Origin of the sequence: Cellulomonas pakistanensis, assembly GCF_016862755.1 — a bacterium.
GTDB classification, from domain to species: domain Bacteria; phylum Actinomycetota; class Actinomycetes; order Actinomycetales; family Cellulomonadaceae; genus Cellulomonas; species Cellulomonas pakistanensis.
On record NZ_BONO01000001.1, the window covers coordinates 177,514 to 202,390 of the forward strand.

Here is a 24,877-nt window from a genome sequence, read left to right on the forward strand (position 1 = left end):
ACGCACGATCTCCGTCGTCGTGGAGTGATCCGCCCTCCCGCCCGGAGGACGGGCGCCTCCGCCGCGTGTGAGAACTGAGGAGCACCACCGCCCGTGGCTGACCAGAGCCCCTCCACCGGACCTGACTCCTCCGCACCCGGGGGGACGGTGAACGGGACTCCCGCCTACGACGCGTCCGCGATCACCGTGCTCGAGGGGCTCGAGGCGGTCCGCAAGCGTCCCGGCATGTACATCGGCTCCACCGGCGAGCGCGGCCTGCACCACCTCGTCTACGAGGTCGTCGACAACTCCGTCGACGAGGCCCTCGCCGGCTACTGCGACCACATCGAGGTCACGCTGCTGGCCGACGGCGGCGTGCGCGTCGTCGACAACGGCCGCGGCATCCCGGTCGCGATCCACCCGACGGAGGGCAAGCCCACCGTCGAGGTGGTCATGACGATCCTGCACGCGGGCGGCAAGTTCGGCGGCGGCGGGTACGCCGTGTCCGGCGGCCTGCACGGTGTCGGCATCTCCGTGGTGAACGCCTTGTCCACCAAGGTGCAGACGGTCGTCAAGCGCGACGGCTTCGCCTGGGAGATGGACTTCGCCGACGGCGGCAAGCCCGCCAGCGAGCTGCGGAAGGGCGAGGCGACCACCGACACCGGCACCTCGCAGACGTTCTGGGCCGACCCGAGCATCTTCGAGACGGTCGAGTACGACTTCGAGACGCTGCGCTCGCGGTTCCAGCAGATGGCGTTCCTCAACAAGGGCCTGCAGATCTCGCTGACCGACGAGCGGCCGCAGCACGGCGACACCGAGGACGAGGTCGCCGGCGACGACACCCCGGCCGCGGACGCGCCGGCGTCGCGCTCCGTCACGTACAAGTACGACGGCGGCCTGGTCGACTACGTGAAGCACCTGAACTCGGCCAAGAAGGTCGACCTGGTGCACCCCGACGTCATCGACTTCGAGGCCGAGGACACCGAGCGCAAGCTCTCGCTCGAGGTCGCGATGCAGTGGACCAGCGCCTACTCCGAGTCGGTGCACACCTACGCGAACACCATCTCCACCACCGAGGGCGGCACGCACGAGGAGGGCTTCCGCGCGGCGATGACCTCGCTGGTCAACCGCTACGCGCGCGACAAGGGCATCCTCAAGGAGAAGGACGACAACCTCACCGGCGACGACATCCGCGAGGGCCTCACCGCCGTCGTGTCGATCAAGCTCGGCGAGCCGCAGTTCGAGGGCCAGACCAAGACCAAGCTCGGCAACACGGAGGCCAAGACCTTCGTGCAGCGCGTCGTCAACGAGCAGTTCGGCGACTGGCTCGACTCGCACCCGAACGAGGCCAAGGACGTCATCCGCAAGGCCATCCAGGCGTCCCAGGCGCGGCTCGCGGCCCGCAAGGCGCGCGAGGCGACCCGGCGCAAGGGCCTGCTCGAGTCGAACTCGATGCCCGGCAAGCTCAAGGACTGCCAGTCGAACAACCCCGCCGAGTGCGAGGTGTTCATCGTCGAGGGCGACTCCGCCGGCGGCTCCGCCGTGCGCGGCCGCAACCCGCAGACGCAGGCGATCCTGCCGATCCGCGGCAAGATCCTCAACGTCGAGCGGGCGCGGCTGGACCGCGCGCTCGGCAACGCCGAGGTCCAGGCGCTGATCACGGCGTTCGGCACCGGCATCGGCGAGGACTTCGACCTCTCCAAGCTGCGGTACCACAAGATCGTGCTCATGGCCGACGCCGACGTCGACGGCCAGCACATCCGCACGCTGCTGCTCACGCTGCTCTACCGCTACATGCCCGAGCTCATCCTCAAGGGCCACGTCTACATGGCCCAGCCGCCGCTGTTCCGCATCAAGTGGTCGAACGCCCCGCACGACTACGTCTACTCGGACCGGGAGCGCGACGCCGTGCTGGCCGACGGCCAGGCCAACGGCAAGCGGATCCCGAAGGAGAACGGCATCCAGCGGTACAAGGGTCTGGGCGAGATGGACTACTCGGAGCTGTGGGAGACCACCATGGCGCCGGAGCACCGCACGCTGCTGCAGGTCACCCTCGACGAGGCCGCCGCCGCCGACGAGATCTTCTCGGTGCTCATGGGCGAGGACGTCGAGTCGCGGCGCTCGTTCATCCAGCGCAACGCGCGCGACGTCCGGTTCCTGGACATCTGAGGCGCGCCCCACCTCCCGCACGACCCCGGCGCACGCCGCGCGCCGGGTCCGTCCCACCGAAGGACCCTGACCTGTGACTGAGCTGACCGGCGACAACATCGAGCACGGCCGCATCGACCAGGTGGACCTGCAGCTCGAGATGCAGCGGTCCTACCTGGACTACGCGATGGCCGTCATCGTGGGCCGCGCGCTCCCGGACGTCCGCGACGGCCTCAAGCCGGTGCACCGCCGCGTCCTGTACGCCATGTACGACGGCGGCTACCGGCCCGACCGGCAGTTCTCCAAGTGCTCCCGCGTCGTCGGCGACGTCATGGGCAAGTACCACCCGCACGGCGACACGGCGATCTACGACGCCCTCGTCCGCCTGGTGCAGGACTGGTCGCTGCGCTACCCGCTGGTCGCCGGGCAGGGCAACTTCGGCTCCCCCGGCGACGACCCGGCCGCCGCCCCGCGGTACACCGAGTGCAAGATGGCGCCGCTGGCCATGGAGATGGTCCGGGACATCGACGAGGACACCGTCGACTTCCAGGACAACTACGACGGCCGCACCCAGGAGCCGTCGATCCTGCCGTCGCGGTTCCCGAACCTGCTGGTCAACGGCTCTGCCGGCATCGCGGTCGGCATGGCGACCAACATCCCGCCGCACAACCTGCGCGAGGTCGCCGAGGGCGTCCGCTGGCACCTGGACAACCCGGAGGCGTCCAAGGAGGAGCTGCTCGCCGCTCTCCTGACGCGTGTCAAGGGCCCCGACTTCCCCACCGGCGCCACGATCCTCGGCCACCGGGGCATCGAGGAGGCGTACCGCACCGGCCGCGGCTCGATCACGATGCGCGCGGTGGTCGAGGTCGAGGAGATCCAGGGCCGGATCTGCCTCGTCGTCACCGAGCTGCCGTACCAGGTCAACCCGGACACCCTCGCGAAGAAGATCGCCGACCTGGTCCGCGAGAACCGCGTCCAGGGCATCGCCGACATCCGCGACGAGACCTCCGGCCGCACCGGTCAGCGCCTGGTGATCGTCCTCAAGCGCGACGCCGTCGCCAAGGTCGTGCTGAACAACCTGTACAAGCACACCCAGCTGCAGGACACGTTCGGCGCCAACATGCTCGCGCTGGTCGACGGCGTGCCCCGCACGCTCAGCCTGGACGCGTTCATCCGGCACTGGACGACCCACCAGCTCGACGTCATCGTCCGGCGGACGAACTTCCGGCTGCGCAAGGCCGAGGAGCAGATCCACATCTACCGCGGCTACCTCAAGGCGCTGGACGCGCTGGACGAGGTCATCGCGCTCATCCGCCGCTCCCCCGACGCCGACGAGGCGCGCACCGGCCTGATGGCCCTCCTCGACATCGACGAGGTCCAGGCGAACGCGATCCTCACGCTGCAGCTGCGCCGCCTGGCCGCCCTCGAGCGCCAGCGCATCCTCGACGAGTACGCCAAGCTCGAGCAGGAGATCCTCGGCTACCGGGAGATCCTCGCGTCCCCCGAGCGCCAGCGCGGCATCGTCCGCGAGGAGATGGACGAGATCGTCGCCAAGTACGGCGACGAGCGCCGCACCACGATCCTGCCGTTCGACGGCGAGGTGTCGGTCGAGGACCTCATCGCCGAGGAGGAGATGGTCGTCACCATCACCCGCGGCGGCTACGCCAAGCGGACGCGCTCGGACAACTACCGGGCCCAGCGCCGCGGCGGCAAGGGCGTGCGCGGCGCGCAGCTGCGCGAGGACGACATCGTCGACCACTTCTTCGTGACGACCACGCACCACTGGCTGCTGTTCTTCACCAACCTCGGCCGGGTGTACCGGGCCAAGGCGTACGAGCTGCCCGAGGGCGGCCGCGACGCCAAGGGCCAGCACGTCGCGAACCTGCTGGCGTTCCAGCCCGGCGAGAAGATCGCCCAGGTCCTGGACCTGCGCGACTACGAGCAGGCCGAGTTCCTGGTGCTCGCCACCAAGCGCGGCCTCGTCAAGAAGACGCGGCTGGCGGAGTACGACTCCAACCGGTCCGGCGGCGTCATCGCGATCAACCTGCGCGAGGACGAGGACGGCCTGCCGGACGAGCTGGTGTCGGCCCGGATCGTCGACTCGGTGAACGACCTGATCCTGGTGTCCCGCAAGGGCCAGTCGCTGCGGTTCACCGCGACCGACGAGGCGCTGCGCCCCATGGGCCGCGCGACCTCCGGCGTCACCGGCATGAAGTTCCGCGCCGACGACGAGCTGCTCGCGATGGACGTCGTCCGCGAGGAGGCGTTCCTGTTCACGGTGACGCAGGGCGGCATCGCGAAGCGCACCGCGCTCACCGTGGAGAACTACCGCGTCCAGGGCCGCGGCGGCCTCGGCATCAAGGTCGCGAACCTGCCCGAGGCGAACGGCGACCTGGTCGGCGCCCTGGTCACGGACCCGGACGACGAGGTGCTCGTCATCATGGAGCGCGGCAAGATCGTCCGCTCCGCCACCTCCGAGGTGAACGCCACGGGCCGCACGACCCAGGGTGTCATCTTCGCCAAGCCCGACAACGGCGACCGGATCATCGCGGTCGCGCGCAACATCGAGCGTCACCTCGGTGACGAGGCGGGTACCGTGGGTGAGTCGGGCGAGCCGGACGTGACCACGTCCGCGGCCCTCGAGGACACCAGCGCCACCACAGCTCCGGACGCCCCGGTGGCTGACGAGACCTCCGAGGAGGACGCGTGACCGACACGCCTCCGTCGATCCCGCCCCGCAAGGGCGACGCCGGCGACAAGCCGACCGGCCGCACCGCCACCGAGCAGGCCGACCGCGGGTCGTCCGCGACGGTCTCCTCCGGCAAGGGCCCGGCCACCAAGGCCACCCCTGCCGCGAAGGGCGGCACGCCGCGCACCTCCACGAAGACCGGCCCGGCCGCCACGACCACGACGCAGGAGCCGGTGCGCCCGGCCGCGGGCGGGTCGGCGAAGCCGGCGGGCGCCGCGTCGGGCGGGTCGAGCACGGCGGGCGCGTCGGGCTCGGCGGCTGCGTCGGGTGCCGCCGCCGGTGCCGCGACGGCGACCGCCGCACGGCCCGCGACGTCCGGCTCGCTGACCGGCTCCGGCCCGCGCCGGGTGCGGCTCGCCGTCTCGCGCGTCGACCCGTGGTCGGTCATGAAGCTGTCGTTCCTCATGTCCGTCGCGATCGGCATCATGATCGTCGTCGCGACCGCGGTCGTGTGGGTCACGCTCGACTCGCTGCACGTCTTCGCGACGATCAACGACCTGGTCGAGGAGATCCTCGCGGACTCCGACATCAACCTCATGCAGTACGTCGAGTTCGACCGCGTGCTGTCGATCGCCACCCTGGTGGCCGTCGTGGACATCTTCCTCATCACGGCGCTCGCCACCATCGGCGCGTTCCTGTACAACATCACGGCCGCGCTGGTCGGCGGCGTGCACGTCACGATGACGGACGAGTGATCCTCGGTTTGGGCGGGACGCCCCTGCTGGGGTAGTCTCGTCCGGCGCGCCAGCCACGCTGGATGCGCGACGGGCCTATAGCTCAGACGGTTAGAGCGCTTCCCTGATAAGGAAGAGGTCAGAGGTTCAAGTCCTCTTAGGCCCACTCCCGAAGACCCGTGGGGGACCCATGAAGAAGCTCCTGCTCCTGGCGGCGGTCGCCGCCACGGGTTACGTCCTCTGGACGCGGTACGCCGCCGAGCGCGACGACCGCGACCTCTGGGCCGAGGTCACCGACTCCGTCGAGTAGGACCCCGTCCCCCGCCCCGCCTTCGGCGCCGTCACGGCGCGCGGCGCGGCCGGATCCCACGCCGCCGGCCAGCCCGGCCGCACGGGGCCATGGCGCAATTGGTAGCGCACCTGCTTTGCAAGCAGGGGGTTAGGGGTTCGAGTCCCCTTGGCTCCACCAGCACGTACGACGGCCCGGCACCTGCGAGGTGCCGGGCCGTCGTGGTGCGGGTTCGCCCCGATGCCCGCCGGCGATCGCGGCTGCACCGGGCGTCGCCGCTGCTAGCGTCCCGGGGTGACGGCCGGCGAGCGACGAGCGGCCGCCGCACCGGCCGAGAGGACGCCCGTGACCGCTCCGACGCCCGCCGCGCATACCGCGGGCCGCTGGTCCCGCGCGGCCGTGGACGCCTGGGGCGTCGTCGTGCGGTGCGAGGTGATCCTGGCCGGCGTCGCCGCGGTCCTGGCCGTGGTGGTCAGCGCCGCCCAGCAGAGCGACCTCGGCGAGTCGATCTCGTTCCTGTCGTGGGTCTGGGCGGTGCACGGGGTGATCACGCTCGTGCTCGGCTACCCGCTCGGCGTCGTCGTGACGCGGCTCCTGCCACCGCGCCCCGCCCGGGGTCGTGGGGCCGGAGCGTACGCCGTGGCCGGAGGCGTGGCGGCGGCCCTCGTCATCCTGCTGTGGGGAGTCGCTCCCCCGGCCGGCGTCGCCGGATGGGGCGCGCTCGGGGCCGCGACGGCCGGCACGGCGCGCCTGTGGGCGGACGGAGCGATCCGGGCCCGCGCGGAGCGCCGCGAGGCCCTGGCCGCGCGCCCGGTGCCCGCCGTGCCCGCGCCCGCGCTCGAGGCGACGGCGCCGACCTCCGCGGTGCAGGCGTCCGCCCCGCCCGCGCCCGAGTCCGCCCCGCCCGAGGCCGCCGTGCCCGAGTCCGCCGTACCCGAGTCGACGCCGCCCGCGCCCGCCGCGCTCGCGTCCGCCCCACCCGCGCCCGCCCCGCCGGCGTCCACATCCTCCGAGGCGCCGTCCTGGACTCCGCCGCCCCCGCCGAGGTAGTGCGATCCACGCGAGGTCGTGCGCCGGACCACACGATCTCGCGGCGCTCGCACGAGCTCGGCGAGGTCAGCTGCGCGGCGTGCGGCGCCGGACGAGGTCGTCGGTGCGCCGGCCCCGCGACCGCCAGACGTCCGGCCCCTGGGACCCGGCGGGCTCCCGCCGCACGACGACGGCCCGGCACCCCCTTGCGGGAGTGCCGGGCCGTCGTGGCGTGCGGCTGCGTCAGGCGCCCGGGGTCGTGCCCTCGGTGCCCTCGGTGGCGCCGCCCTCGGCCGGCGTGTCCGGCTTCTTGGGCGCCGCGCGGCGCGGGGTCGCCTTCTTGGCGGCCTCGGTGACCTTCTCGGTCGCCTCGGCGACGCGCTCCTCCGCGGCCTCGCGGACCTCGGCGACGCGCTCGGCGGCCTTGTGCGTGGCCTCGCGACCGCGGGCCACGGCCTCGCCGGCCGCCTGGCCGACCGCGTCGGCGGCGTCGCCCGCGCGGGCGCGGAGCTGGTCACCGGCGGGCGCCTCGGGCTCCCACGGCTCGGCCCACGGGTCGGTCGTGGTGCGCGACCGGCTCCAGGCGAACACCGCGGCGCCGGCGCCGATCAGGGTCGCGACCAGGAAGAACCGCTTCGCGCCCTTGTGCTTCTTCTTCTCGGCCTGCTTCTGCGCGGCGGCCGCGGCGGCGGCGACGGCGGCGGCACGGGCCTTCTTCTTGCCGGCCTCCTTGCCCGCGGCCTGCTCGACGGCGGAGCCCGCGCGCTCGGCGGCCTCGTTCACCGCCAGGACGAGCTTCGGCAGCAGGTCGTCCACGAGCTTGTCGTGCGCGGTGTCGATGACCGGGCTGGCCTTCGTGGCCGCCTTCTCGACACGCGGGGCCGCGGCCTTCACGCTCTCCTTGTACAGGTGGTCGATCCGCGGGACGAGCCACTCGACGGCGGCCTCGACGCGGGGCTGCGTCCACTCGACGGCCTGGCCGGCCGCGCCCTTCGCCAGGACGGCGGCCTCGCCGGCCTGCACCTTGGCGGTCGCGGCGAGCTTGCCGGCGCCCTCGGCGGCCTTGGAGCCCGCGTCCGCGAGGGCGGCGGCGGCCTGGCCCTTGAGGCGCTCGGACGTCAGGTGGTCGGTGACGGCTTCGATCTTGCTCCGTCGGGTCAGGAACGCCATGTCCACACTCTCCTGCTCGGGCTGGTCAGGTGGCTCCCCACTCTGCCACCGTCCGGCCTCGTGCGCAGGTGGCAGTGGTGTGTTCGTCCGGGGAGAACACGGGTTCCTCACCCGGCCGACCCACGCGTCCGCGTGACAGGATGACGACCATGCGAGCGACCCTGCACACCAACCGTGGCGACATCCGCCTGGAGCTGTTCGAGAACCACGCCCCGAAGACCGTGGAGAACTTCCGCGGCCTCGCCACCGGCGAGAAGGAGTGGACCGACCCCGCCACCGGCGAGGCGCGCACCGGCGCCCCGCTGTACGACGGCGTCATCTTCCACCGCGTGATCGACGGCTTCATGATCCAGGGCGGCGACCCGCTCGGCCGCGGCACCGGCGGCCCGGGCTACACCTTCGACGACGAGATCCACCCCGAGCTGCGGTTCTCCGAGCCGTACCTGCTCGCGATGGCGAACGCCGGCCTGCGCCGCGACCCGGTCTCGGGCCAGGTGGGCGGCACGAACGGCTCCCAGTTCTTCATCACCGTGACCGAGACGCCGCACCTCAACGGCAAGCACACGATCTTCGGCAAGGTCGTGGACGACGAGAGCCGCGCGGTCGTCGACGCGATCGCCACGACGCGCACCCGCCCGGGCGACCGTCCGGTCGACGACGTCGTGATCGAGTCGGTCTCGTTCGAGTCCTGACGCCTCGATGACCCAACCGCAGCCGGGCCCTGCCCCCACCCCGACCCCCGTCTGCCCGCGGCACCCCGACCGCATCGCCTACGTGCGGTGCCAGCGGTGCGGCCGGCCGACGTGCCCGGAGTGCCAGCGCCCGGCTGCGGTCGGCATCCAGTGCGTCGACTGCGTGCGGGAGGGCCAGCGCGCCCAGCGACCCGCGCGCACGGCGTTCGGCGGCCGCGTCACCGACGGCCGCCCGGTCGTCACCCTCACGCTCATCGGCCTGTGCGTCCTCAGCTACGTGCTGCAGCTGACCACGGACCGGTGGACCTCCGAGCTCGCGTTCGCGCCGTTCATCGGCGAGACCGAGCCGTGGCGGTTCCTCACCTCGGCGTTCCTGCACTCGCCGGGCAGCATCGTGCACATCGCGTTCAACATGATCGCGCTGTGGTCCGTCGGCCCGTTCCTCGAGGCCTCGCTCGGCCGCTGGCGGTACCTCGCGCTGTACCTGCTCAGCGCGGTCGGCGGCTCGGTGATGTTCCTGCTGCTGGCGTCGCCGTTCGAGCAGTCCTGGTACACCGCCCTGGTCGGCGCCTCGGGCGCCGTGTTCGGCCTGTTCGGCGCGGTGCTGGTCGTCCTGCGCCGCGTGGGCCGGTCCGCGGGCGGCATCGTCGCGGTCCTCGTCATCAACGCCGTCCTCGGCTTCGTCCTCCCCGGGGTCGCCTGGCAGGCGCACCTCGGGGGCCTGGTCGTCGGGGCGGCCCTCGGAGCGGCGTTCGCCTACGCGCCGCGGGATCGGCGGACCGCGGTCGCCGTGGGTTCGTGCGTCGCGGCGCTGGTGCTGCTCGTCGGTGCGGCCCTGGTGACCTACGCGGGCGTCTGACGCCGGTCCCCAGCGTTGCTCACAGGTGTGGAATTACACCGGTGTAGTTGTCCACAGGGTTGTGCACCGCTGGGGATACGGCCCGCGATCGCCCCGGCCGCCCGCGGGATCACCGGGGGACGGGCTGGGGACAACCGCCGCCGGCCTGGGGACGGAGTCCGCGGGGCGCGCATCCGGGCGGGACGACCCCGTCCGTCCGGAGCGCCGCGCCCGTCACTTCCAGCGGGTGGCCATCCCGAGCCCGACCAGCGCGAACGCGAAGCCCACCGCGAGGTTCCACGACCCGATGCCCGGGATCGGGTAGTCGAAGTTCGTGAGGTACGTGACGACGATCCACAGCAGCCCCGCGACCAGCAGGCCGATGAGCACCGGGACGAACCACGTCGGGTTGCCGACGCGCGCCGTCGAGCGCTCGGTGGGCGCGGTGTAGTGCGACTTCTGCCGCGTCCTGGACTTGGGCACGGGATGCTCCTGACCTCGACCGTCTGGCTCGGCGGGTTCCGCCCGGCGCCGCGCTGCGGACGCGCGCACGGACCCGCGTGACGTGGCCTAGCGTAGTGGGGGGGAGACCGAGGGGGATGAGCGTGCCCGAGCAGCACCCTGAGCGCCGCGTCCACGGGGCGCACGCGGCGGACGGGCCGACCGGCCCCGAGCCCGCCGAGCCGTCCGCGCGCCTCCGCGCGGCACGGGAGCACGCGCAGCACCGCCTCGAGCGGCACCGGCGCGGCCGGGCGCTCCGCGGGACCCTGTCGATCGGCCTGGTCATGGCGCTGGCGGGGGCGCTGTTCACCGCGAACGCCCGGCTCGCCAGCGGCACGGACGAGCGTCAGCCGCAGGACCTCGCCGGGCTGCAGTCGAACGAGGACGCGCGCCGCGAGCGGCTCGCCGACCAGGTCGCCGACCTGCGGGCCGAGGTCGACGCGCTCACCCGCGCGCAGACCGACACCGTCGGCCTCGAGTGGCAGTCCGCCGGCGAGGCGTTCGACATCGCGTCCGGCAAGGTCGCGGTCAGCGGGACCGGGATCACCGTGAGCCTCGACGACGCGCCCGCCGACGGTCCGCGGCCGGCCGGCACCGGCCCCGACGACCTCGTCGTGCACCAGCAGGACCTCCAGGCGGTCATCAACGCGCTGTGGGCCGGGGGAGCGGAGGCGATGGCGCTCATGGACCAGCGGGTCATCTCGACCTCCGCGTTCCAGTGCATCGGCAACGTGCTGTCGCTGCAGGGCCGCCGGTACTCGCCGCCCTACGTCGTCACCGTGGTCGGCGACCCCGCGGAGCTGCTCGCGGCCCTCGACGCCGACCCCGCCGTGCGCGCGTACCGCTCCTGGGTGGACGCCGTGGGTCTCGGCTGGCAGGTGACCCGGCCGGACCAGGGGGTGCAGGTGCCCGCCTACGATGGGTCCGTCGACATGCGGTACGCCAGCGTGCCGCCCGGCACGGAGGTCCTCCCCGGACTCGTCGCCGACGACAGCACCGCGACGAGCGCCGGCGTGCGCCGGGAGGACACCGAGGGATGAGCGGCACCGACGTCACCTGGCCCGACCTGGGCGGGCGGGGCGACGGGTCCGGCGCGCCCGGCGCGGCCCCCGACGCCGGCGGGCGCCGCGCGACCCGGCGGCACCAGGCCGGCCGGCAGCCGTCCCGCGGGGGCGGCGTCGTGCTGGGCGCGGTCGGCGTGCTCGGCGAGCTGCTCATCACCGCGGGTGTCCTGCTGCTGGCGTTCCTCGCGTGGCAGCTGTGGTGGACCGACGTCGAGGCGAACCGCGAGCAGGCCGCGCTGGTCCAGGAGCAGGGCTGGGACCGCCCGCTCGAGGCCCTGCAGGCGTCCGACGGCCCGGCGATCGTCACGCCCCGGTACGACGAGCCGCCCGTCATGGACGAGCCCGAGTACCTCACCACGTTCGCGTCCATGCGGATCCCGCGCTGGGACGGCGAGCCGACGCGGACGATCACGCAGGGCACCGACCGGCCCAACGTGCTCAACCCGCTCGGCGTCGGGCACTACGAGGGCACCGCGATGCCCGGCGGGGTCGGCAACTTCTCGCTCGCCGCGCACCGCACGACCTACGGCAAGCCGTTCAACCGGATCGCGGAGCTCCAGGAGGGCGACCCGGTCGTGGTGTGGACCGAGGACACCTGGTACGTCTACCGGGTCACCTCGTCGCAGATCGTCATGCCGGACGACGTGCAGGTCATCGCGCCGGTGCCGGACCAGCCGGGCGTCGAGCCGACCGAGCGGATGATCACCCTGACCACGTGCCACCCGATGTTCTCCGCGCGCGAGCGGTACATCGTGCACGGCGTCCTGGACTACTGGGCCCCCGTCTCCGAGGGCGTGCCCGCCGAGCTCGCGGAGGTCCCCTGATGTACGGCTGGCTGTGGCGCCACCTGCCCGGTCCCGCCCTCGTGCGCGTCCTGCTGCTGCTCGTCCTCGCGGCGGCCGTCCTGGCCGCCTGCTTCGTGTGGGTGTTCCCCTGGATCGCCCCGTTCATGCCGTTCAACGACACCACCGTGGGGGAGGGCTGAGGATGAGCCGCATCCTGGTCGTCGACAACTACGACTCGTTCGTCTACACGATCGTCGGGTACCTGGACCAGCTCGGCGCCGAGACCGTCGTCGTGCGCAACGACGCCGTGCCGCCGGTGTCCGAGCGCGCGGGCTTCGACGGGGTCCTCGTGTCCCCGGGGCCCGGCACGCCGGCGGAGGCCGGCGCGTCGATGCAGGTCATCCGCGACTGCGCCGAGTCGGGCACGCCGATGCTGGGGGTCTGCCTCGGGCACCAGGCGCTCGGCGAGGTGTTCGGCGGCACCGTCACGCACGCCCCCGAGCTCATGCACGGCAAGACGAGCCGGGTGTCGCACGACGGCGGCGGGGTGTTCGAGGGCCTGCCGACGCCGTTCACCGCGACCCGGTACCACTCGCTCGCGGTCGTGGACGACACGGTCTCCGCCGACCTCGAGGTCACCGCCCGGGCCAACGGGATCATCATGGGCCTCCAGCACCGGACGCTGCCGCTGCACGGCGTCCAGTTCCACCCGGAGTCCGTGCTGACCGAGGGCGGGCACCGGCTGCTGGCGAACTGGCTCGCCCTGACCGGCGAGCCGGACGCGGTCGCCCGCTCCGCGGGCCTCCACCCCCTCGTCCGCCCCTGACCGACCCGCGCGGGCGTGCGCCCCGCGGCCGGTGCGCCGCGGGCGGTGTTCGTCGGCCACGTCGGTGGTTCGAGCCCGCTTCGGTGCATCGAGCTTCCGAACTCGCGCCGAACCACCGAAGGCGCGCCGAGCTCGTGCGACCGGAGCCGGTTCCCAGAGTCCGTCGCGCGTGACGGCGCGCCGACGAACGCTCCACAGGCCCGCGCGCCCGATCCGGGCTGTCGGAGCTGGGGACGCCGCGGTGGTACGCGCGGCGGGTCGGCCAGCCTGAGGCGATGCGCACGACGACGCGACCCCAGCCTGACCACTCCGACCCGCGAGAGCCCGACACGGGCCCTTCACCCGACCCCGAGCGGCGCAGGCAGGCTGACGCTCGGCCGCCTCGGCGTGCCTGGGCGCCGATCACGCGACCGGCGGTGCCGCGCGTGGTGCGCGCCGGCGACCTGCCGGCCGACGAGCTGCGAGCACGGGTGAGGCGGCTCGAGCTGATCCGCGTCACGCGGGGGATCTACGTACCTCCCTCGACGGACGTGCGGCCCTGGGTCGTCGAGCAGCACCGCCTCCTGAGCCGCGCCGCTGCCGTGCACGCCCTGCGTTCCGGCCCGCACTGGTTCAGCCACGGGACGGCCGCGGTGCTCTGGGGATGCGTGCTGACGACGATCCCCGCGGTCGTCGACGTCACGAGCACGGTTCGCCGCCGATCGGGAGGTCGTGGCCCCGGGGGCGTCAGGGACCACCTGTTCATCGACCCACCCGGTCCCGCGCACGTGAGCGGGCACCTGGCGCTGCCGGTGACGTCGTTGGCCCGGACACTCGTCGACTGCGCCTCCTCCCTGCCACCGGCGGACGGGCTCGCGGTCGCCGACTCCGGGATGCGAGCCGGAGCCGACCCTGCCGAGGTCCGGCGCATCCTGGACGCCCGGGCTGGGTGTCGTGGCGTGCGCAGGGCCCGACGTGTGCTCGAGCTGGCGGACCCTCGCGCCGACTCCGCGGGCGAGTCGCGGCTGCGGTGGGTGCTGGCCTCGTCGGACCTCCCGCGCCCCGATCTCCAGGTGGGTGTGAGCACCCGGCTCGGGTGGCGTTGGGTGGACCTCGGCTGGAACGAGGTGCGCCTGGCGGTGGAGTTCGACGGCCGGGTGAAGTACGGCACCGCTCAGCAGGAGGCGGCAGCGGCGTTCATGGCGGAGAAGCGCCGGCAGGAGGCGGTCGAGGAGGAGGGCTGGGTCGTCGTCCGGGTGACCTGGGCCGACCTCGATCATCCGGCGGAGGTGCTCGCACGGGTGCGCCGAGCCTGGCGCCGGGTGGAGCGGCGGTGACGCTCGGCGCCGACGTCGGTGGTCTCCGGCGACTTCGGTGGTGCCACACACCGAAGTGAGCGGAAGACACCGAAGTGGGCGAGAGGGCGCACGCCGGGCGGGCGCGGCCCAGACGGCGCGAGGCCCCGGCCTCCCTCAGGAGGGCCGGGGCCTCGCGCGTGCTGCGGTGCGGGGCGTCAGTCGCCCCCGCCGTTGCCGCCCTCGCCCGGGTTGCCGCCGCCCGTCGAGTTCGGGCCCGCGGACAGGGTCAGGGTCACGGTGGCGCCGATGTCGACGCGCTGACCCGGGCGCGGGTCGGACGACAGGACCGCGCCGGCCGGCTGGCTCGACGGCTCGTCCGACTGGACCGAGTTGACCTGCAGCCCGAGGGCCTGGAGCTGCGCCGTGGCGTCCGCCTCGGACTTGCCGACGATGTCGTTCGGGATCGTCACCGTGGTCGGCGCGGTCGCGACCGTGAGCGTGACCTGGGTGCCCTGCGGCACGACGCCCGGCGAGCGGTCCTGCCGGATGACCGTCCCGGCGGCGACCTCCGCGCTCTCCTCCTGCTCGACGTTCGACGTCAGCCGCAGGTCGTTGAGCGCCTGCACGGCGGCGTCCCGGGTCTGGCCGGCGAGGTCGGGCAGCTGCACGAGCCCCGACGACAGCACCAGCGTCACCGCGGAGCCCTCGGGGGCCGACTGCCCGGCGCCCGGCTCGGTGCCCAGCGCGCGGCCCTCGGGCTGCGCCGGGTTGTCGTCCTCACGGACGGTCCCGACCGTGAACCCGCGCTCCTCGAGCTGCGCGCGTGCCTGGTCCTGGGCGAGGCCGCTGACGTCGGGGATCTCGACCGAGTTCGGGCCGGCGGACACGTACAGCGTGACGTCGGAGCCCTCCTCGGCCTCCTCGCCGCCGGCGGGGTCGGTGCGGGTGACGGTGCCCTCGGGCACGTCCGCGCTCGCCTCCGTCTGCCGGACGACCTCGAACCCGGCGCCGGTCAGCGCCGTCGTCGCCTCCGCCTCGGCCTGGCCGGCGACCGACGGGACCGGGACCATCACGACGTCGGGCTCCCGGTCCTGCATGAGCAGCCAGATGATGCCGCCGACGGCCAGCGCCGCGACGACGCTCAGCGTGATCCACAGCCAGCGCTTGGACTTCTTCTCGTCCTCGGGGTCCTCGTCGCCCTGCGTCGGCAGCACCGACGTCCCGGGGCCGGTGGGGGCCCAGGCCGGCGCCTCGCCCGGCATGACCTGCGTCGCCGCGGGGTCCGGCGTCAGCACCTGGGTCGCGGCACCGGCACCGAGCGCGGCGGCGGCCACGGCGGGCGCCGAGACGGCCTGCCCGCGGGCGGCGGCCTCGAGGTCCGCGCGGAACTCGGCGGCGGACGAGTAGCGGGCGTCCCGCTCCTTCGCCAGCGCCTTGGCCGTGATGCGGTCGAGGACCTCGGGCACGTCGGACGCGACCGACGACGGCGCCGGGGCGATCTCGCGCACGTGCTGGTAGGCGACGGCCACGGGGGAGTCGCCGATGAACGGGGGCCGGCCGGTCAGCAGCTCGAACAGCAGGCAGCCGGCGGAGTACAGGTCGGAGCGGGCGTCGACGGTCTCGCCGCGCGCCTGCTCCGGGGAGAGGTACTGCGCGGTGCCGATGACGGCCTGGGTCTGCGTCATGGTGGCCGCGGAGTCGGCGACGGCGCGCGCGATGCCGAAGTCCATCACCTTGACCGCGCCGGTCGGCGTCAGCATGACGTTCGCCGGCTTGATGTCGCGGTGCACGATGCCGGCGTGGTGGGAGTACTCGAGCGCCGACAGCACGCCGGCGGTGATCTCGATGGCCTCCTCGATCGGCACGGCCTGGCCGTCGCGGAGGATGTCGCGGACCGTGTGGCCCTCGACGTACTCCATGACGATGAACGGCACGTGCGCGGTCGCGCCCGTCGGCTCGGTGTAGACGTCCTCGCCGGTGTCGTACACGGCGACGATCGACGGGTGGTTGAGCCCCGCCGCCGCCTGCGCCTCCCGGCGGAACCGCGCCTGGAAGGACGGGTCCCGCGCGAGGTCGGAGCGCAGGATCTTGATCGCCACGGTGCGCCCGAGGCGCGCGTCGTGCCCGATGTGCACCTCGGCCATGCCACCGCGGCCGATGAGCTCACCGACCTCGTACCGTCCGGCGAGGATCCGGGATCCGTCGTCCACCACTAGGCGTCCTTCGCTGTCGTCGTCTGCGCGTCCGGCGCGGCTGCGCCGGACTGTGCTCGCCAGATCATCCCACCCTCGCCGTCCGCCCGGGTGTACTCGCTCGTACCCACGGGCGCCGACGTGCCCGCGTCACCCGTCAGGCGGTCCGCGAGGGCGGCGCCGAGCAGGGCCACCACGAGCACCGCGAGCACGAGGAGCGGCCAGCGGACGTGGAACCGTCCCCCGGCCCCGGGCTGGACCCGGGCGTGCGCCCGGGTGCTGGGGTGCGAGGCGTCGTGCGCCCCGCCCGGTCGACCGGTCGCCCGGTAGGTGGGCGCCGAGCCGGTGGGCCGGCCCGTGCGGGGGTCGAACGAGGGCGGTGCCGCACCGACGCCCGCGGCCGGCGAGGACGCCGACCCCTGGGAGCCCCGCACGCGCGTCGCGCCCGTGGCGCTCGGCCGGGCGCCCCCACGCCGGGTGCCCCCGGAGTCCGTGCGCCCCCGGGCACCGGACCGGGTGCCGGGACCGGCCGGTGCCGCCGCGGCACCGGACCCGCCCGACCCCGCCGCCGAGGCGCTCCGCCCGGGCACGATCGACACCGGCGGGCTGCCCCCGGCGGGCGTGTGCGGGACGAGCGCGTCGAACAGGTCGGCGAGCTCCTCGGCGGAGCGCGGCCGGTCCGCGGGGTCCTTGGCCAGCAGGCGCATGACGAGGCGCGCGATCTGCCGGTCGACCGACGGCGGCAGCGGCGGCACGGGGGTGTTCACGTGCGCGACCGCGATGTCGACCGCGGTCGGCCCGGTGAACGGGCGGTGCCCGACGAGCGCCTCGTACGCCACGATGCCGAGCGCGTACATGTCGGACGCCGCCGTGGCGGGCCCGCCGACGGCCTGCTCGGGGGACAGGTACTGGGCGGTGCCCATGACCATGCCGGTGGCGGTCATCGGCACCTGGTTGCTCGACAGCGAGACGCCGAAGTCGGTGATCTTCACCTTGCCGGTCGGCGTGACCAGGATGTTGCCGGGCTTGACGTCGCGGTGCACGACGCCGGCCTCGTGCGCGGCGTGCAGCGCCCGCGCGGTCTGCGCCAGGATCGGCAGCAGCCGCCGCGGGGGCAGCACGGGCTCGCGCTCGAGCAGGTCGCTCATCGGCTCGCCGACGACGAGCTCCATCGCGAGGAACGCCGACCCGTCCTGCTCGCCGTAGTCGAACAGCGCGGCGATGCCCTCGTGCGACAGGCTGCCGGCGTTGCGGGCCTCGGTGCGGAACCGCTCGAGGAACCCGGTGTCCCCGGCGTACTCCTCGCGGAGCACCTTGATCGCGATGTCGCGGGCCAGCGACTCGTCGTGCGCGGCCCAGACCTCGCCCATGCCGCCGATGGCGATCTGGTGGGTGAGCCGGTAGCGCCCGCCCAGGACCACGCCCGGTGCCGGCCTCACGGGTTGATCACCGCCTCCATGACGGCGCGGGCGACGGGCGCGGCCACGCGGCCACCGGTCGCCTCGGAGCCGACGGACCCGCCGTTCTCGACGATGACGGCCACCGCGACCTGCGGGTCCTCCGCGGGCGCGAACCCGGTGAACCAGGCGTGCGGGGACTCGCCCTCGACGCCGGTCTGGGCGGTGCCGGTCTTGCCGGCGACCTGCACGCCCGAGATCTGGGCGGAGGTGCCGGAGCCGGACTGCACCACGCCGACCATCATGTCGGTGAGCTGCTGCGCGGTCGTGCCCGAGACCGCCTCCGACAGCTCGGTCGGCTCCGCCTCGCTGACGACGTCGAGGTTCGCGGTGCGGACCGTCTGCACGAGGTAGGGCGTCATGAGCGACCCGCCGTTGGCGATCGCCGACGCGACCATCGCCATCTGCACCGGCGTCGCCCGGACCGACTCCTGGCCGATCGCCGACAGCGCCGTCTGCGCGTCGTTCAGGTCCTCGGGGTACGTCGACGCGGCGACCCGCATCGGCACCGTGAGGTCGGCCCGGTCGAAGCCGAACCTGTCCGCCTGCTCCCGGATCGCCTCGTCGCCGAGGTCGACGCCGAGCGAGGCGAACGCGGTGTTGCAGGAGATGCGCAGCGCGTCGGCGAGCGTGGTCTGCTCGTTCGCGCCGCAGGACGACCCGCCGAAGTTGGGCAGCGTCGTCCGGGTGCCGGGCAGCGTGTACACGTCCGGTGCCGACAGCACGGACTCCGGGGTGTACGAGCCGGACTCGAGCGCGGCGGCCGCGGTCACCAGCTTGAACGTCGACCCGGGCGGGTAGTTCTCGCTGGTCGTCGAGTTGATCAGCGGGTCGCCGTCGGCCGCGAGGAGCCCCTGGTAGGCCGCGTTCGCCGCCGTCGTGTCGTGCGTGGCCAGGGCGTTCGGGTCGAAGCCGGGCGTCGACACCATCGCGAGGATCTTGCCGGTCGACGGCTCGACGGCGACGACCGCGCCCTGCTGGCCGCCCAGGGCGTCGACCGCCGCCTGCTGCGCCGCGGGGTCGAGGGTCAGCTCGATCGACGACCCCTGCGGCTGCGCGCCGGTGATGAGGTCCTGCACGCGCGACCAGAACAGCGAGTCCGCCTGGCCGGTGAGCACGTCGTTCATCGAGCGCTCCAGCTGCGAGCCGCCGTTCACGACCGAGTAGAAGCCGGTGACGGTCGAGTACAGCTCAGGCTGCGTGTAGGAGCGCTGGAACCCGAACGGGTCGTCGACGGGCGTCGACTGCGCGACCGGCTGGCCGGCCACGATGATCGGCCCGCGCGGCTTGCCGTACTCCCGGTACAGGGTGCGGACGTTGCGCGAGTCGTTGTTCAGGGCCGACGCCTGGCCGAACTGCACCCAGGTGGTGCCGGCCAGGAGCGCCAGGAACATGACGACGACGACGGTCGCGAGGCGGCGGAGGGCGGTGTTCACGCGCGACCACCCCCGGACGTGCGGCGCAGCTGCTCGGTGGGCTGGTCGTCGCCGGCGACGGCGACCGGATTGCGGGCGTCCTCGTCGAGCGGCGTGCCCCCGGCGGGGGTGGTCAGCAGCTCGCCGACCGGCTCGGGCGCGGGGCGCCGGGCGTCGTCGGAGATCCGCAGCAGCAGGGCCGCGACGATCCAGTTCGCGAGCAGGGAGGAGCCGCCATAGGCGAGGAACGGCGTGGTCAGGCCGGTGAGCGGGATGATCCGCGTGATGCCGCCGACGACCACGAAGCACTGGAACGCGATGACGAACGCGAGGCCGGCGGCGAGCAGCTTGCCGAACCCGTCGCGGACGCCGATCGCCGTGCGCAGGCCGCGCTGGCAGAGCACCAGGTAGATGGTGAGGATCGCCATCAGCCCGGTGAGGCCGAGCTCCTCGCCGAGCGAGGCGATGATGAAGTCGGACTCGGCGAACGGCACGAGGTCGGGGCGGCCCTGGCCCCAGCCGGTGCCGAACAGGCCGCCGCTGGCCAGGCCGAACAGGCCACGCACGAGCTGGCCGGAGCCGCCCGGGGCACGCTCGAACACGTCCTGGTCCAGCGCGTGCAGCCAGATGTGGAATCGGGCAGCGACGTGCCCGAACGTCGCGGTCGCGACGGCGACGCCGCCGGCGAACATGACCAGGCCGATGATGATCCAGGAGAGCCGCTCGGTGGCGACGTAGAGCATCGCGACGAACAGGCCGAACAGCAGCAGCGAGGTGCCGAGGTCGCTCTGCAGCACGAGGACGGCGATCGACGCGGCCCACACCACGATGATCGGGCCGAAGTCGCGCACGCGGGGCAGCTGGAGGCCGAGCACCTTGGGACCGGCGAGCGCGAGCGTGTCGCGGTGCGTGACCAGGTACCCGGCGAAGAACACGGCGAGCGCGATCTTGGCGAGCTCCGCCGGCTGCAGGGAGAACCCGAGCGCGCGGATCCAGATGCGCGCGCCGTTGATCGTGACGCCGAGGCCCGGGATCAGCGGCAGCAGGATGAGGACCAGGCCGACGACCATCGCGGTGTACGTGTACCGGCGCAGCGTGCGGTGGTCGCGCAGCAGGACGAGCACCACGCACGCCAGCACCACCGAGACCGCGGACAGCGCGAGCTGCTTGCCCGCGAACATCTCGGTGCCGCCCCGGGCCTCGCGGGCGAGGTCGATCCGGTAGATCATCGCGAGCCCGATGCCGTTGAGCGCGATCACCGACGGCAGGATCACCGGGTCCGCGTACGGGGCGCGCCAGCGCAGCACGAGGTGGACGGCGAGTGCGAGGCCGGTCATGCCCGCGCCGTAGCCGAGCACGTCGGCCGGCAGCTCGTCCGTCGCCCCGAGCCCGACCAGCGCGTACGACGCGATCGCGATCGCCAGCGCCAGCACCAGCAGGGCGAGCTCGGTGCCGCGGCCGGCTCGGACGCGGTGCGCCTCCACCGTGGCCATCAGGGTGCCGCCGTGCCGGTCGGGGAGGGGCTCGGCGTGGGCTCGGCGTCCGCCTCGGTCTCGGCCTCGGCGTCCGCCGCGAGCTGCTCGACGCGCTCGCGGGCGTCGGCGAGCGAGGCGGTGTGGATGGTCTGCTCGACGCGGTCCCGGACGAAGGCGGGCAGGTCGTCGACGGCGACCTCCGTGGTCTCGACGACCTCCGACAGGGACAGCGGGCCGACGGACTGCGGGATGCCGCGGTAGATCGCGACCGTGTCGCCGTCCGTCCCCACGTAGTACTGCGTCTGCGTCCAGCGGTAGAACCCGAAGGCGCCCGCGACGACGACGGCGACAGCGAGCAGGCTCAGCACGACGCGCCGGACGCGCCGGCGGCGGCGGGCGCGGCGCTCGCGCGGGTCCTCGTCCTCCTCCTCGTCGTCGTCCACCCCGTCGACCACCGGCACCCCGGCGCCGGGCGTGCTCTGCCGGGACAGCTCGGCGGCGCGGGCAGCGGGTCCGTCCTGCGCGGAGGTCGGGCGGTTGCGCGAGACGGCCGCGGACCCGACGACCACGGCGTTCGTGGTGGGGCCGGCGCCGTCGCGCACCTCGTTGAGCTCGAGGACGTCCGCGACCACGACCGTGACGTTGTCGCCGCCGCCGGCGCGCAGGGCGAGCTGCACCAGGCGCTCGGCGCAGGTGTCGACGTCGGTCAGCTCGTAGAGGGTGCGCGCGATCGTCTCGCCGCTGACGAACCCGGACAGCCCGTCCGAGCACAGCAGCCACCGGTCGCCGGCGCGCGCCTCGCGGACGGACAGGTCGGGCGCGATGTCGACGTCGAAGTCGCCGAGCACCCGCATGACGACGGAGCGCTGCGGATGGGTCTCCGCCTCCTCGGGCGTGATCTTGCCCGTGTTGACCAGGTGCTGCACGAACGTGTGGTCCGTCGTGACCTGCGTGAGCACGCCGTCGCGCAGCAGGTACCCGCGGGAGTCGCCGAGGTGCACCATCGCCAGCTTGTTCCCGGCGCGGAGGATCGCGGTGACCGTCGTGCCCATCCCGGCCAGCTCGGGGTTCGACTCCGACCGGCTGATGATCTCCTCGCGGGCCTCCTCGAGGGCGCGCTCGAGCTCGTCCAGCGCGTCGTCGGGGCCGTGCGACTCGCCGTCCAGCGGCGCGAGCGCGGCGATCGCCACCGACGAGGCGACGTCGCCGCCGGCGTGGCCGCCCATGCCGTCGGCCACCACCAGCAGGTGCGGCCCGGCGTACGCGGAGTCCTGGTTGTTCGACCGGACCAGCCCGACGTCGGACCGGGCGGCGTACCGCAGCGCGATGCCCACGATCCCCGCTACCCCTGCAGCTCGAGGACGCTCTGGCCGATGCGGATCTGCGCACCGGGGCGGACCGGGACCGCGTCCGTCACCTTCTGGTCGTCCACGAAGGTGCCGTTCGTCGAGCCCATGTCCTCGACCAGCCACTGACCGCCCTCGGGGTAGACCCGGGCGTGGCGGGAGGACGAGTAGTCGTCGTCGAGCACGAGGGTGCAGGACGGCGCGCGGCCGATCAGCACCGCGGACGACCCGAGCGGGAGCGTCGTGCCGCGCAGCGGGCCCTCGGTGACGACCAGGCGGGTGGGGCCGCTCTTGCGGCCGCGTCCCCGGTCGGGGGTGGGGGCCGTGGCGGCGGCGCCGGCGGGCGGGGCCGGGTTCGCGGCGGCCCGGGGGCGCCGGCGGCTCGTGATGCGGGTCCCGTACAGGTCCCGGCGCAGCACGCCGATCGCGGACAGCACGAAGGCCCACAGGAGCACCAGGTACCCCAGGCGGAGCAGGGTGACCGTCAGCTCACTCATGCGTGCCTTGCGTGCCGTGACTCACTCGTCCAGGTCCTGTCCGTCGCCGTCGCCCGTCCAGAACATGATGCGGGTCCGGCCGATCGTCAGCGTGTTCCCGTCGAGGAGTGTCGCGGCGGGAACCTGGTGGCCCTCGACGAACAGGCCGTTCGTCGAGCCCAGGTCGGACGCGACGACGCCCTGGGGGGAGACCCGGATCTCCAGGTGCCGGCGGGAGACGCCGGGGTCGTCGACCACGATGTCCGCCTCGGAGCCGCGGCCGATGACGGTCACGGGCCCGGTCAGCAGGTACCGCTGGCCGTCGATGTCGATGAGCGGGTGCCGCGGGCTCGGGGCGGCGGTCGTCGCGGGGGCGGCCGCGCCGCGCACCGTGGCCGACTTCACCCGGAACCGACCGGTCTCGAGGTCCTCGTACTCGTGGAACGCCACGGTCACGGGGCCCACGAACGCGTACCGCTGGCCCGTCGCGTGCTCCGTGACGTTCGCGGCCAGCTCGTCCGCGAGGGCCTCCGCGCCCCACGCCTCGACCTGGTCGTAGTCGGACGGGGAGAGCTCCAGCGTGAACTCGTTCGGCACGACCGTCCGGTCGCGGCCCACGACGGCAGCGCGGTCGTCGACCTCGCGGCGCAGCGCGCTCGCCAGCTCGACGGGCTTCACCTCGCTGCGGAAGGCCTTGGCGAACGCGGTGTTCACGACGCGCTCCACACCGTGCTCGAACCGGTCCAGGATCCCCACGCCCACCACCTCCTCACCGCACGCGCGAACGGTCGGGCACGGACGTGCACCCGACACACTGCCCCGATGGTAGCCGCGGAGCAGGTCCGCGGGCTCTCCCTGGGGACGACGGGAGTGGCGCGGGGCTGGTGGAGAGGCTGCGGCGGGGTGTGCGGGGGCTGTGCAGGTGGGCGCCCCGAGCCGTCTCGCGGGGCCCGCGCCGGGGTCGTGCCGGGGGTCGCGGGGGAGTGGTCAAGAGGCCCCCCGGAATCGTGTTAATCTTCTGCGGCGCGCGAGTGGCGGAACGGCAGACGCGCTGGCTTCAGGTGCCAGTGTCCGAAAGGGCGTGGGGGTTCAAATCCCCCCTCGCGCACACATGACGGGAACCCCGGTCGGAGAGATCCGGCCGGGGGTTCTCGCGTTCCTCCGTGCCGGTCGCGCCGCTCCTCCCGACCCGGACGGGGCCGACAGCGCGACGACGCGAGCGCAGGCGCGGTGGCGGCCGTACCGGCGGCGGACGGAGCCGGGGACGCCGTGCGGGTCAACCCTCGCGCGCCGCCCACACGTCAAGCACCCGCCGCCGTGCCGCCGCGTGCGCCTGCGCGATCGCCCCGGTGACGACCACGTCCGCGCCGAGGGGCGAGACGACGAGGTCCGGTGCGGGCAGGTGCAGCCCGGGTGGCAGCGCCGCACGGGCGGCCTCCACGACCTGGTCCACCCCTGCGGCGACCGCGCCGGAGACGACGATCCGCTCGGGGTCGAACATGCTGGCCAGCACGCTGACGACCCGCGCGAGCACGGCGCCGACGCGCTCGACGACGCGGAGGGCGTCGGTGTCGCCGGCGGCCGCGAGCTCGAGCACGAGCCGGCCGTCGATCTCCTCCACCGCGACCGTCGTCAGCGGGCCGCCCGGCGCGACCTCCCCGCGCGCCACCGCGTCCGCCGCCCACCCGGCGGCGCGCGCGCCGAGCCCGTACGCCGCTCCCACCCCCTCGACGAGGTCGAACGCCACCATCTCGCCGACGCCCCCGTGGGTGCCGTGCAGCACCCGGCCGTCGACGACGACGCCCGCACCCAGGCGTTCCCCGGCGAGCAGGGCGACGTAGTTGCGGCAGCCGACGGCCGCGCCGCGGGCACCCTCCGCCACCGCGGCGAGCGAGGCGTCGTTCTCGACCAGCACGACGGGGGCCTGGTCGGCGAGGGCTTCCTGGAAGCCGGGGTTCATCCGGTCCCAGAACCCGTCGGGGTGCGGCGGCGAGGCGCCGTGCGTGTTCACGGGCGCGGGGACCCCGACGCAGAGCGCCAGGACGTCCGCACGCGACCGGTCCGCCTCGGCCAGCGCCTCGTCGACGACCGCGAGCACGGCGGCCCGCCGGCGCGCCGGATCGTCGTGGGACACGTCCAGGACGGCGCGGGCGGTCCCGAGCGGCGCGCAGCGGAGGTCGGTGACGGTGGCGGTGACGTGGACCTGCCCGCTGTCCACGCCGACCAGGACCGCGGCGTCCGCGCGCAGCTCGAACCGGCGCGCGGGGCGGCCCTTGCGGTAGGCGCCGGCCTCCCGCGCGTTCGGCAGCTCACGCAGCAGCCCCGTGGCGGTGAGCGCGTCGAGCGCGTCGATGGCGGTGGACCGGGTGAGGCCGGTCGCCGCGATGACGTCGCTGGCCGTGAGCTCGGCCGCCTCCCACGCGCAGGACAGCACGGCGTCCAGGCTCGCGGGCCGCGGGGCGGCGCGGTGGTGCTGGGTCGTCACAGGTCTTGAC

The 24,877-nt window shown here is 74.0% G+C and carries 22 protein-coding genes and 3 tRNA genes; 15 read left to right on the top strand and 10 right to left on the bottom strand.

Annotation, left to right across the window (positions count from 1 at the left end):
* Positions 1-147: 147 nt before the first annotated feature.
* From gyrB to Cpa01nite_RS00930, 7 genes are all read left to right on the top strand, one after another.
* A complete protein-coding gene (gene gyrB / locus Cpa01nite_RS00905) occupies positions 148-2,148 on the top strand; it encodes a DNA topoisomerase (ATP-hydrolyzing) subunit B (RefSeq protein ID WP_239068424.1) in 2,001 nt (666 codons plus the stop codon).
* 73 nt (positions 2,149-2,221) lie between these two features.
* Entirely contained in the window at positions 2,222-4,837 is a 2,616-nt protein-coding gene (gene gyrA / locus Cpa01nite_RS00910; protein WP_203666839.1) for a DNA gyrase subunit A, read from the top strand.
* Positions 4,834-5,571 (top strand): DUF3566 domain-containing protein, encoded by a 738-nt coding sequence (locus Cpa01nite_RS00915; protein WP_203666840.1) that lies wholly within the window; start codon positions 4,834-4,836, stop codon positions 5,569-5,571. The genes gyrA and Cpa01nite_RS00915 overlap by 4 nt, the downstream gene beginning before the upstream one ends.
* A 71-nt stretch (positions 5,572-5,642) precedes the next feature.
* Positions 5,643-5,716 (top strand) — tRNA-Ile (locus tag Cpa01nite_RS00920).
* Between the two features lie 24 nt (positions 5,717-5,740).
* Positions 5,741-5,860 (top strand): DLW-39 family protein, encoded by a 120-nt coding sequence (locus tag Cpa01nite_RS18440; protein WP_239068425.1) that lies wholly within the window; start codon positions 5,741-5,743, stop codon positions 5,858-5,860.
* Between the two features lie 83 nt (positions 5,861-5,943).
* Positions 5,944-6,019 (top strand) — tRNA-Ala (locus Cpa01nite_RS00925).
* A gap of 165 nt (positions 6,020-6,184) precedes the next feature.
* Positions 6,185-6,889 carry a hypothetical protein gene (locus Cpa01nite_RS00930; protein WP_203666841.1) on the top strand — a complete coding sequence of 235 codons (705 nt, stop codon included), beginning with the start codon at positions 6,185-6,187 and terminating at the stop codon, positions 6,887-6,889.
* Positions 6,890-7,111: 222 nt separating this feature from the next.
* Here Cpa01nite_RS00930 and Cpa01nite_RS00935 read toward each other — a convergent pair whose 3' ends face one another.
* A complete protein-coding gene (locus Cpa01nite_RS00935; protein ID WP_203666842.1) occupies positions 7,112-8,038 on the bottom strand; it encodes a hypothetical protein in 927 nt (308 codons plus the stop codon).
* Between the two features lie 149 nt (positions 8,039-8,187).
* Here Cpa01nite_RS00935 and Cpa01nite_RS00940 point away from each other — a divergent pair, with 149 nt between their 5' ends.
* Positions 8,188-8,730, top strand: coding sequence for a peptidylprolyl isomerase (locus Cpa01nite_RS00940; protein WP_203666843.1), 543 nt, complete (start codon positions 8,188-8,190; stop codon positions 8,728-8,730).
* Positions 8,731-8,893: 163 nt separating this feature from the next.
* A complete protein-coding gene (locus tag Cpa01nite_RS00945) occupies positions 8,894-9,589 on the top strand; it encodes a rhomboid family intramembrane serine protease (protein ID WP_308439332.1) in 696 nt (231 codons plus the stop codon).
* A 213-nt stretch (positions 9,590-9,802) separates the two neighbouring features.
* Here Cpa01nite_RS00945 and Cpa01nite_RS00950 read toward each other — a convergent pair whose 3' ends face one another.
* Entirely contained in the window at positions 9,803-10,051 is a 249-nt protein-coding gene (locus Cpa01nite_RS00950; RefSeq protein ID WP_203666845.1) for a cell division protein CrgA, read from the bottom strand.
* 122 nt (positions 10,052-10,173) lie between these two features.
* On the opposite strand from Cpa01nite_RS00950, the gene Cpa01nite_RS00955 reads away from it, so the two are divergent.
* The 5 genes from Cpa01nite_RS00955 (at position 10,174) to Cpa01nite_RS00975 (ending at position 14,060) form a co-directional block, all read left to right on the top strand.
* Complete coding sequence (locus Cpa01nite_RS00955; protein ID WP_239068426.1) at positions 10,174-11,109, top strand: DUF881 domain-containing protein; 936 nt, start codon at positions 10,174-10,176, stop codon at positions 11,107-11,109.
* Positions 11,106-11,957 (top strand): class E sortase, encoded by an 852-nt coding sequence (locus Cpa01nite_RS00960; RefSeq protein ID WP_203666846.1) that lies wholly within the window; start codon positions 11,106-11,108, stop codon positions 11,955-11,957. Before Cpa01nite_RS00955 ends, Cpa01nite_RS00960 begins: the two co-directional genes overlap by 4 nt.
* A complete protein-coding gene (locus Cpa01nite_RS00965) occupies positions 11,957-12,118 on the top strand; it encodes a hypothetical protein (RefSeq protein WP_203666847.1) in 162 nt (53 codons plus the stop codon). Before Cpa01nite_RS00960 ends, Cpa01nite_RS00965 begins: the two co-directional genes overlap by 1 nt.
* A gap of 2 nt (positions 12,119-12,120) precedes the next feature.
* Positions 12,121-12,744 (top strand): aminodeoxychorismate/anthranilate synthase component II, encoded by a 624-nt coding sequence (locus Cpa01nite_RS00970; RefSeq protein ID WP_203666848.1) that lies wholly within the window; start codon positions 12,121-12,123, stop codon positions 12,742-12,744.
* 425 nt (positions 12,745-13,169) lie between these two features.
* The gene (locus Cpa01nite_RS00975; protein ID WP_203666849.1) at positions 13,170-14,060 is read left to right on the top strand and encodes a hypothetical protein; all 891 of its coding nucleotides are present in this window, start codon (positions 13,170-13,172) and stop codon (positions 14,058-14,060) included.
* A gap of 176 nt (positions 14,061-14,236) precedes the next feature.
* Here Cpa01nite_RS00975 and pknB read toward each other — a convergent pair whose 3' ends face one another.
* The 7 genes from pknB to Cpa01nite_RS01010 are packed head-to-tail and all read right to left on the bottom strand — an operon-like array spanning position 14,237 to position 23,138.
* Complete coding sequence (pknB, locus tag Cpa01nite_RS00980; RefSeq protein WP_203666850.1) at positions 14,237-16,234, bottom strand: Stk1 family PASTA domain-containing Ser/Thr kinase; 1,998 nt, start codon at positions 16,232-16,234, stop codon at positions 14,237-14,239.
* On the bottom strand, positions 16,234-17,652 hold the full coding sequence (locus Cpa01nite_RS00985) for a serine/threonine-protein kinase (protein WP_203666851.1): 1,419 nt from the start codon (positions 17,650-17,652) through the stop codon (positions 16,234-16,236). The genes pknB and Cpa01nite_RS00985 overlap by 1 nt, the downstream gene beginning before the upstream one ends.
* Positions 17,649-19,106: a peptidoglycan D,D-transpeptidase FtsI family protein gene (locus Cpa01nite_RS00990; protein WP_203666852.1), complete on the bottom strand. Its 1,458-nt coding sequence runs from the start codon at positions 19,104-19,106 to the stop codon at positions 17,649-17,651. The genes Cpa01nite_RS00985 and Cpa01nite_RS00990 overlap by 4 nt, the downstream gene beginning before the upstream one ends.
* The gene (locus Cpa01nite_RS00995; RefSeq protein ID WP_203666853.1) at positions 19,103-20,578 is read right to left on the bottom strand and encodes an FtsW/RodA/SpoVE family cell cycle protein; all 1,476 of its coding nucleotides are present in this window, start codon (positions 20,576-20,578) and stop codon (positions 19,103-19,105) included. Before Cpa01nite_RS00995 ends, Cpa01nite_RS00990 begins: the two co-directional genes overlap by 4 nt.
* Positions 20,578-21,894, bottom strand: coding sequence for a Stp1/IreP family PP2C-type Ser/Thr phosphatase (locus Cpa01nite_RS01000; RefSeq protein WP_203666854.1), 1,317 nt, complete (start codon positions 21,892-21,894; stop codon positions 20,578-20,580). Before Cpa01nite_RS01000 ends, Cpa01nite_RS00995 begins: the two co-directional genes overlap by 1 nt.
* A gap of 8 nt (positions 21,895-21,902) precedes the next feature.
* Positions 21,903-22,403 (bottom strand): FHA domain-containing protein FhaB/FipA, encoded by a 501-nt coding sequence (locus Cpa01nite_RS01005; protein ID WP_203666855.1) that lies wholly within the window; start codon positions 22,401-22,403, stop codon positions 21,903-21,905.
* A 21-nt stretch (positions 22,404-22,424) separates the two neighbouring features.
* The gene (locus Cpa01nite_RS01010; RefSeq protein ID WP_203666856.1) at positions 22,425-23,138 is read right to left on the bottom strand and encodes an FHA domain-containing protein; all 714 of its coding nucleotides are present in this window, start codon (positions 23,136-23,138) and stop codon (positions 22,425-22,427) included.
* 269 nt (positions 23,139-23,407) lie between these two features.
* Here Cpa01nite_RS01010 and Cpa01nite_RS01015 point away from each other — a divergent pair.
* Positions 23,408-23,490 (top strand) — tRNA-Leu (locus Cpa01nite_RS01015).
* 168 nt (positions 23,491-23,658) lie between these two features.
* On the opposite strand, the gene Cpa01nite_RS01020 is transcribed toward Cpa01nite_RS01015, so the two are convergent.
* Positions 23,659-24,867, bottom strand: a complete 1,209-nt coding sequence (locus tag Cpa01nite_RS01020) for an ROK family protein (protein WP_203666857.1) — start codon at positions 24,865-24,867, stop codon at positions 23,659-23,661.
* Positions 24,868-24,877: the final 10 nt, after the last annotated feature.

What these genes read in the sequence shown, in the direction of transcription:
- Cpa01nite_RS18440 (WP_239068425.1), top strand. Translation starts at nt 5,741, where the DNA reads ATGAAGAAGCTCCTGCTCCTGGCGGCGGTCGCCGCCACGGGTTACGTC.
- Cpa01nite_RS00935 (WP_203666842.1), bottom strand. Translation starts at nt 8,038, where the DNA reads ATGGCGTTCCTGACCCGACGGAGCAAGATCGAAGCCGTCACCGACCAC.
- Cpa01nite_RS00940 (WP_203666843.1), top strand. Translation starts at nt 8,188, where the DNA reads ATGCGAGCGACCCTGCACACCAACCGTGGCGACATCCGCCTGGAGCTG.
- Cpa01nite_RS00960 (WP_203666846.1), top strand. Translation starts at nt 11,106, where the DNA reads ATGAGCGGCACCGACGTCACCTGGCCCGACCTGGGCGGGCGGGGCGAC.
- Cpa01nite_RS00965 (WP_203666847.1), top strand. Translation starts at nt 11,957, where the DNA reads ATGTACGGCTGGCTGTGGCGCCACCTGCCCGGTCCCGCCCTCGTGCGC.
- Cpa01nite_RS00970 (WP_203666848.1), top strand. Translation starts at nt 12,121, where the DNA reads ATGAGCCGCATCCTGGTCGTCGACAACTACGACTCGTTCGTCTACACG.
- Cpa01nite_RS00995 (WP_203666853.1), bottom strand. Translation starts at nt 20,578, where the DNA reads ATGGCCACGGTGGAGGCGCACCGCGTCCGAGCCGGCCGCGGCACCGAG.
- Cpa01nite_RS01005 (WP_203666855.1), bottom strand. Translation starts at nt 22,403, where the DNA reads ATGAGTGAGCTGACGGTCACCCTGCTCCGCCTGGGGTACCTGGTGCTC.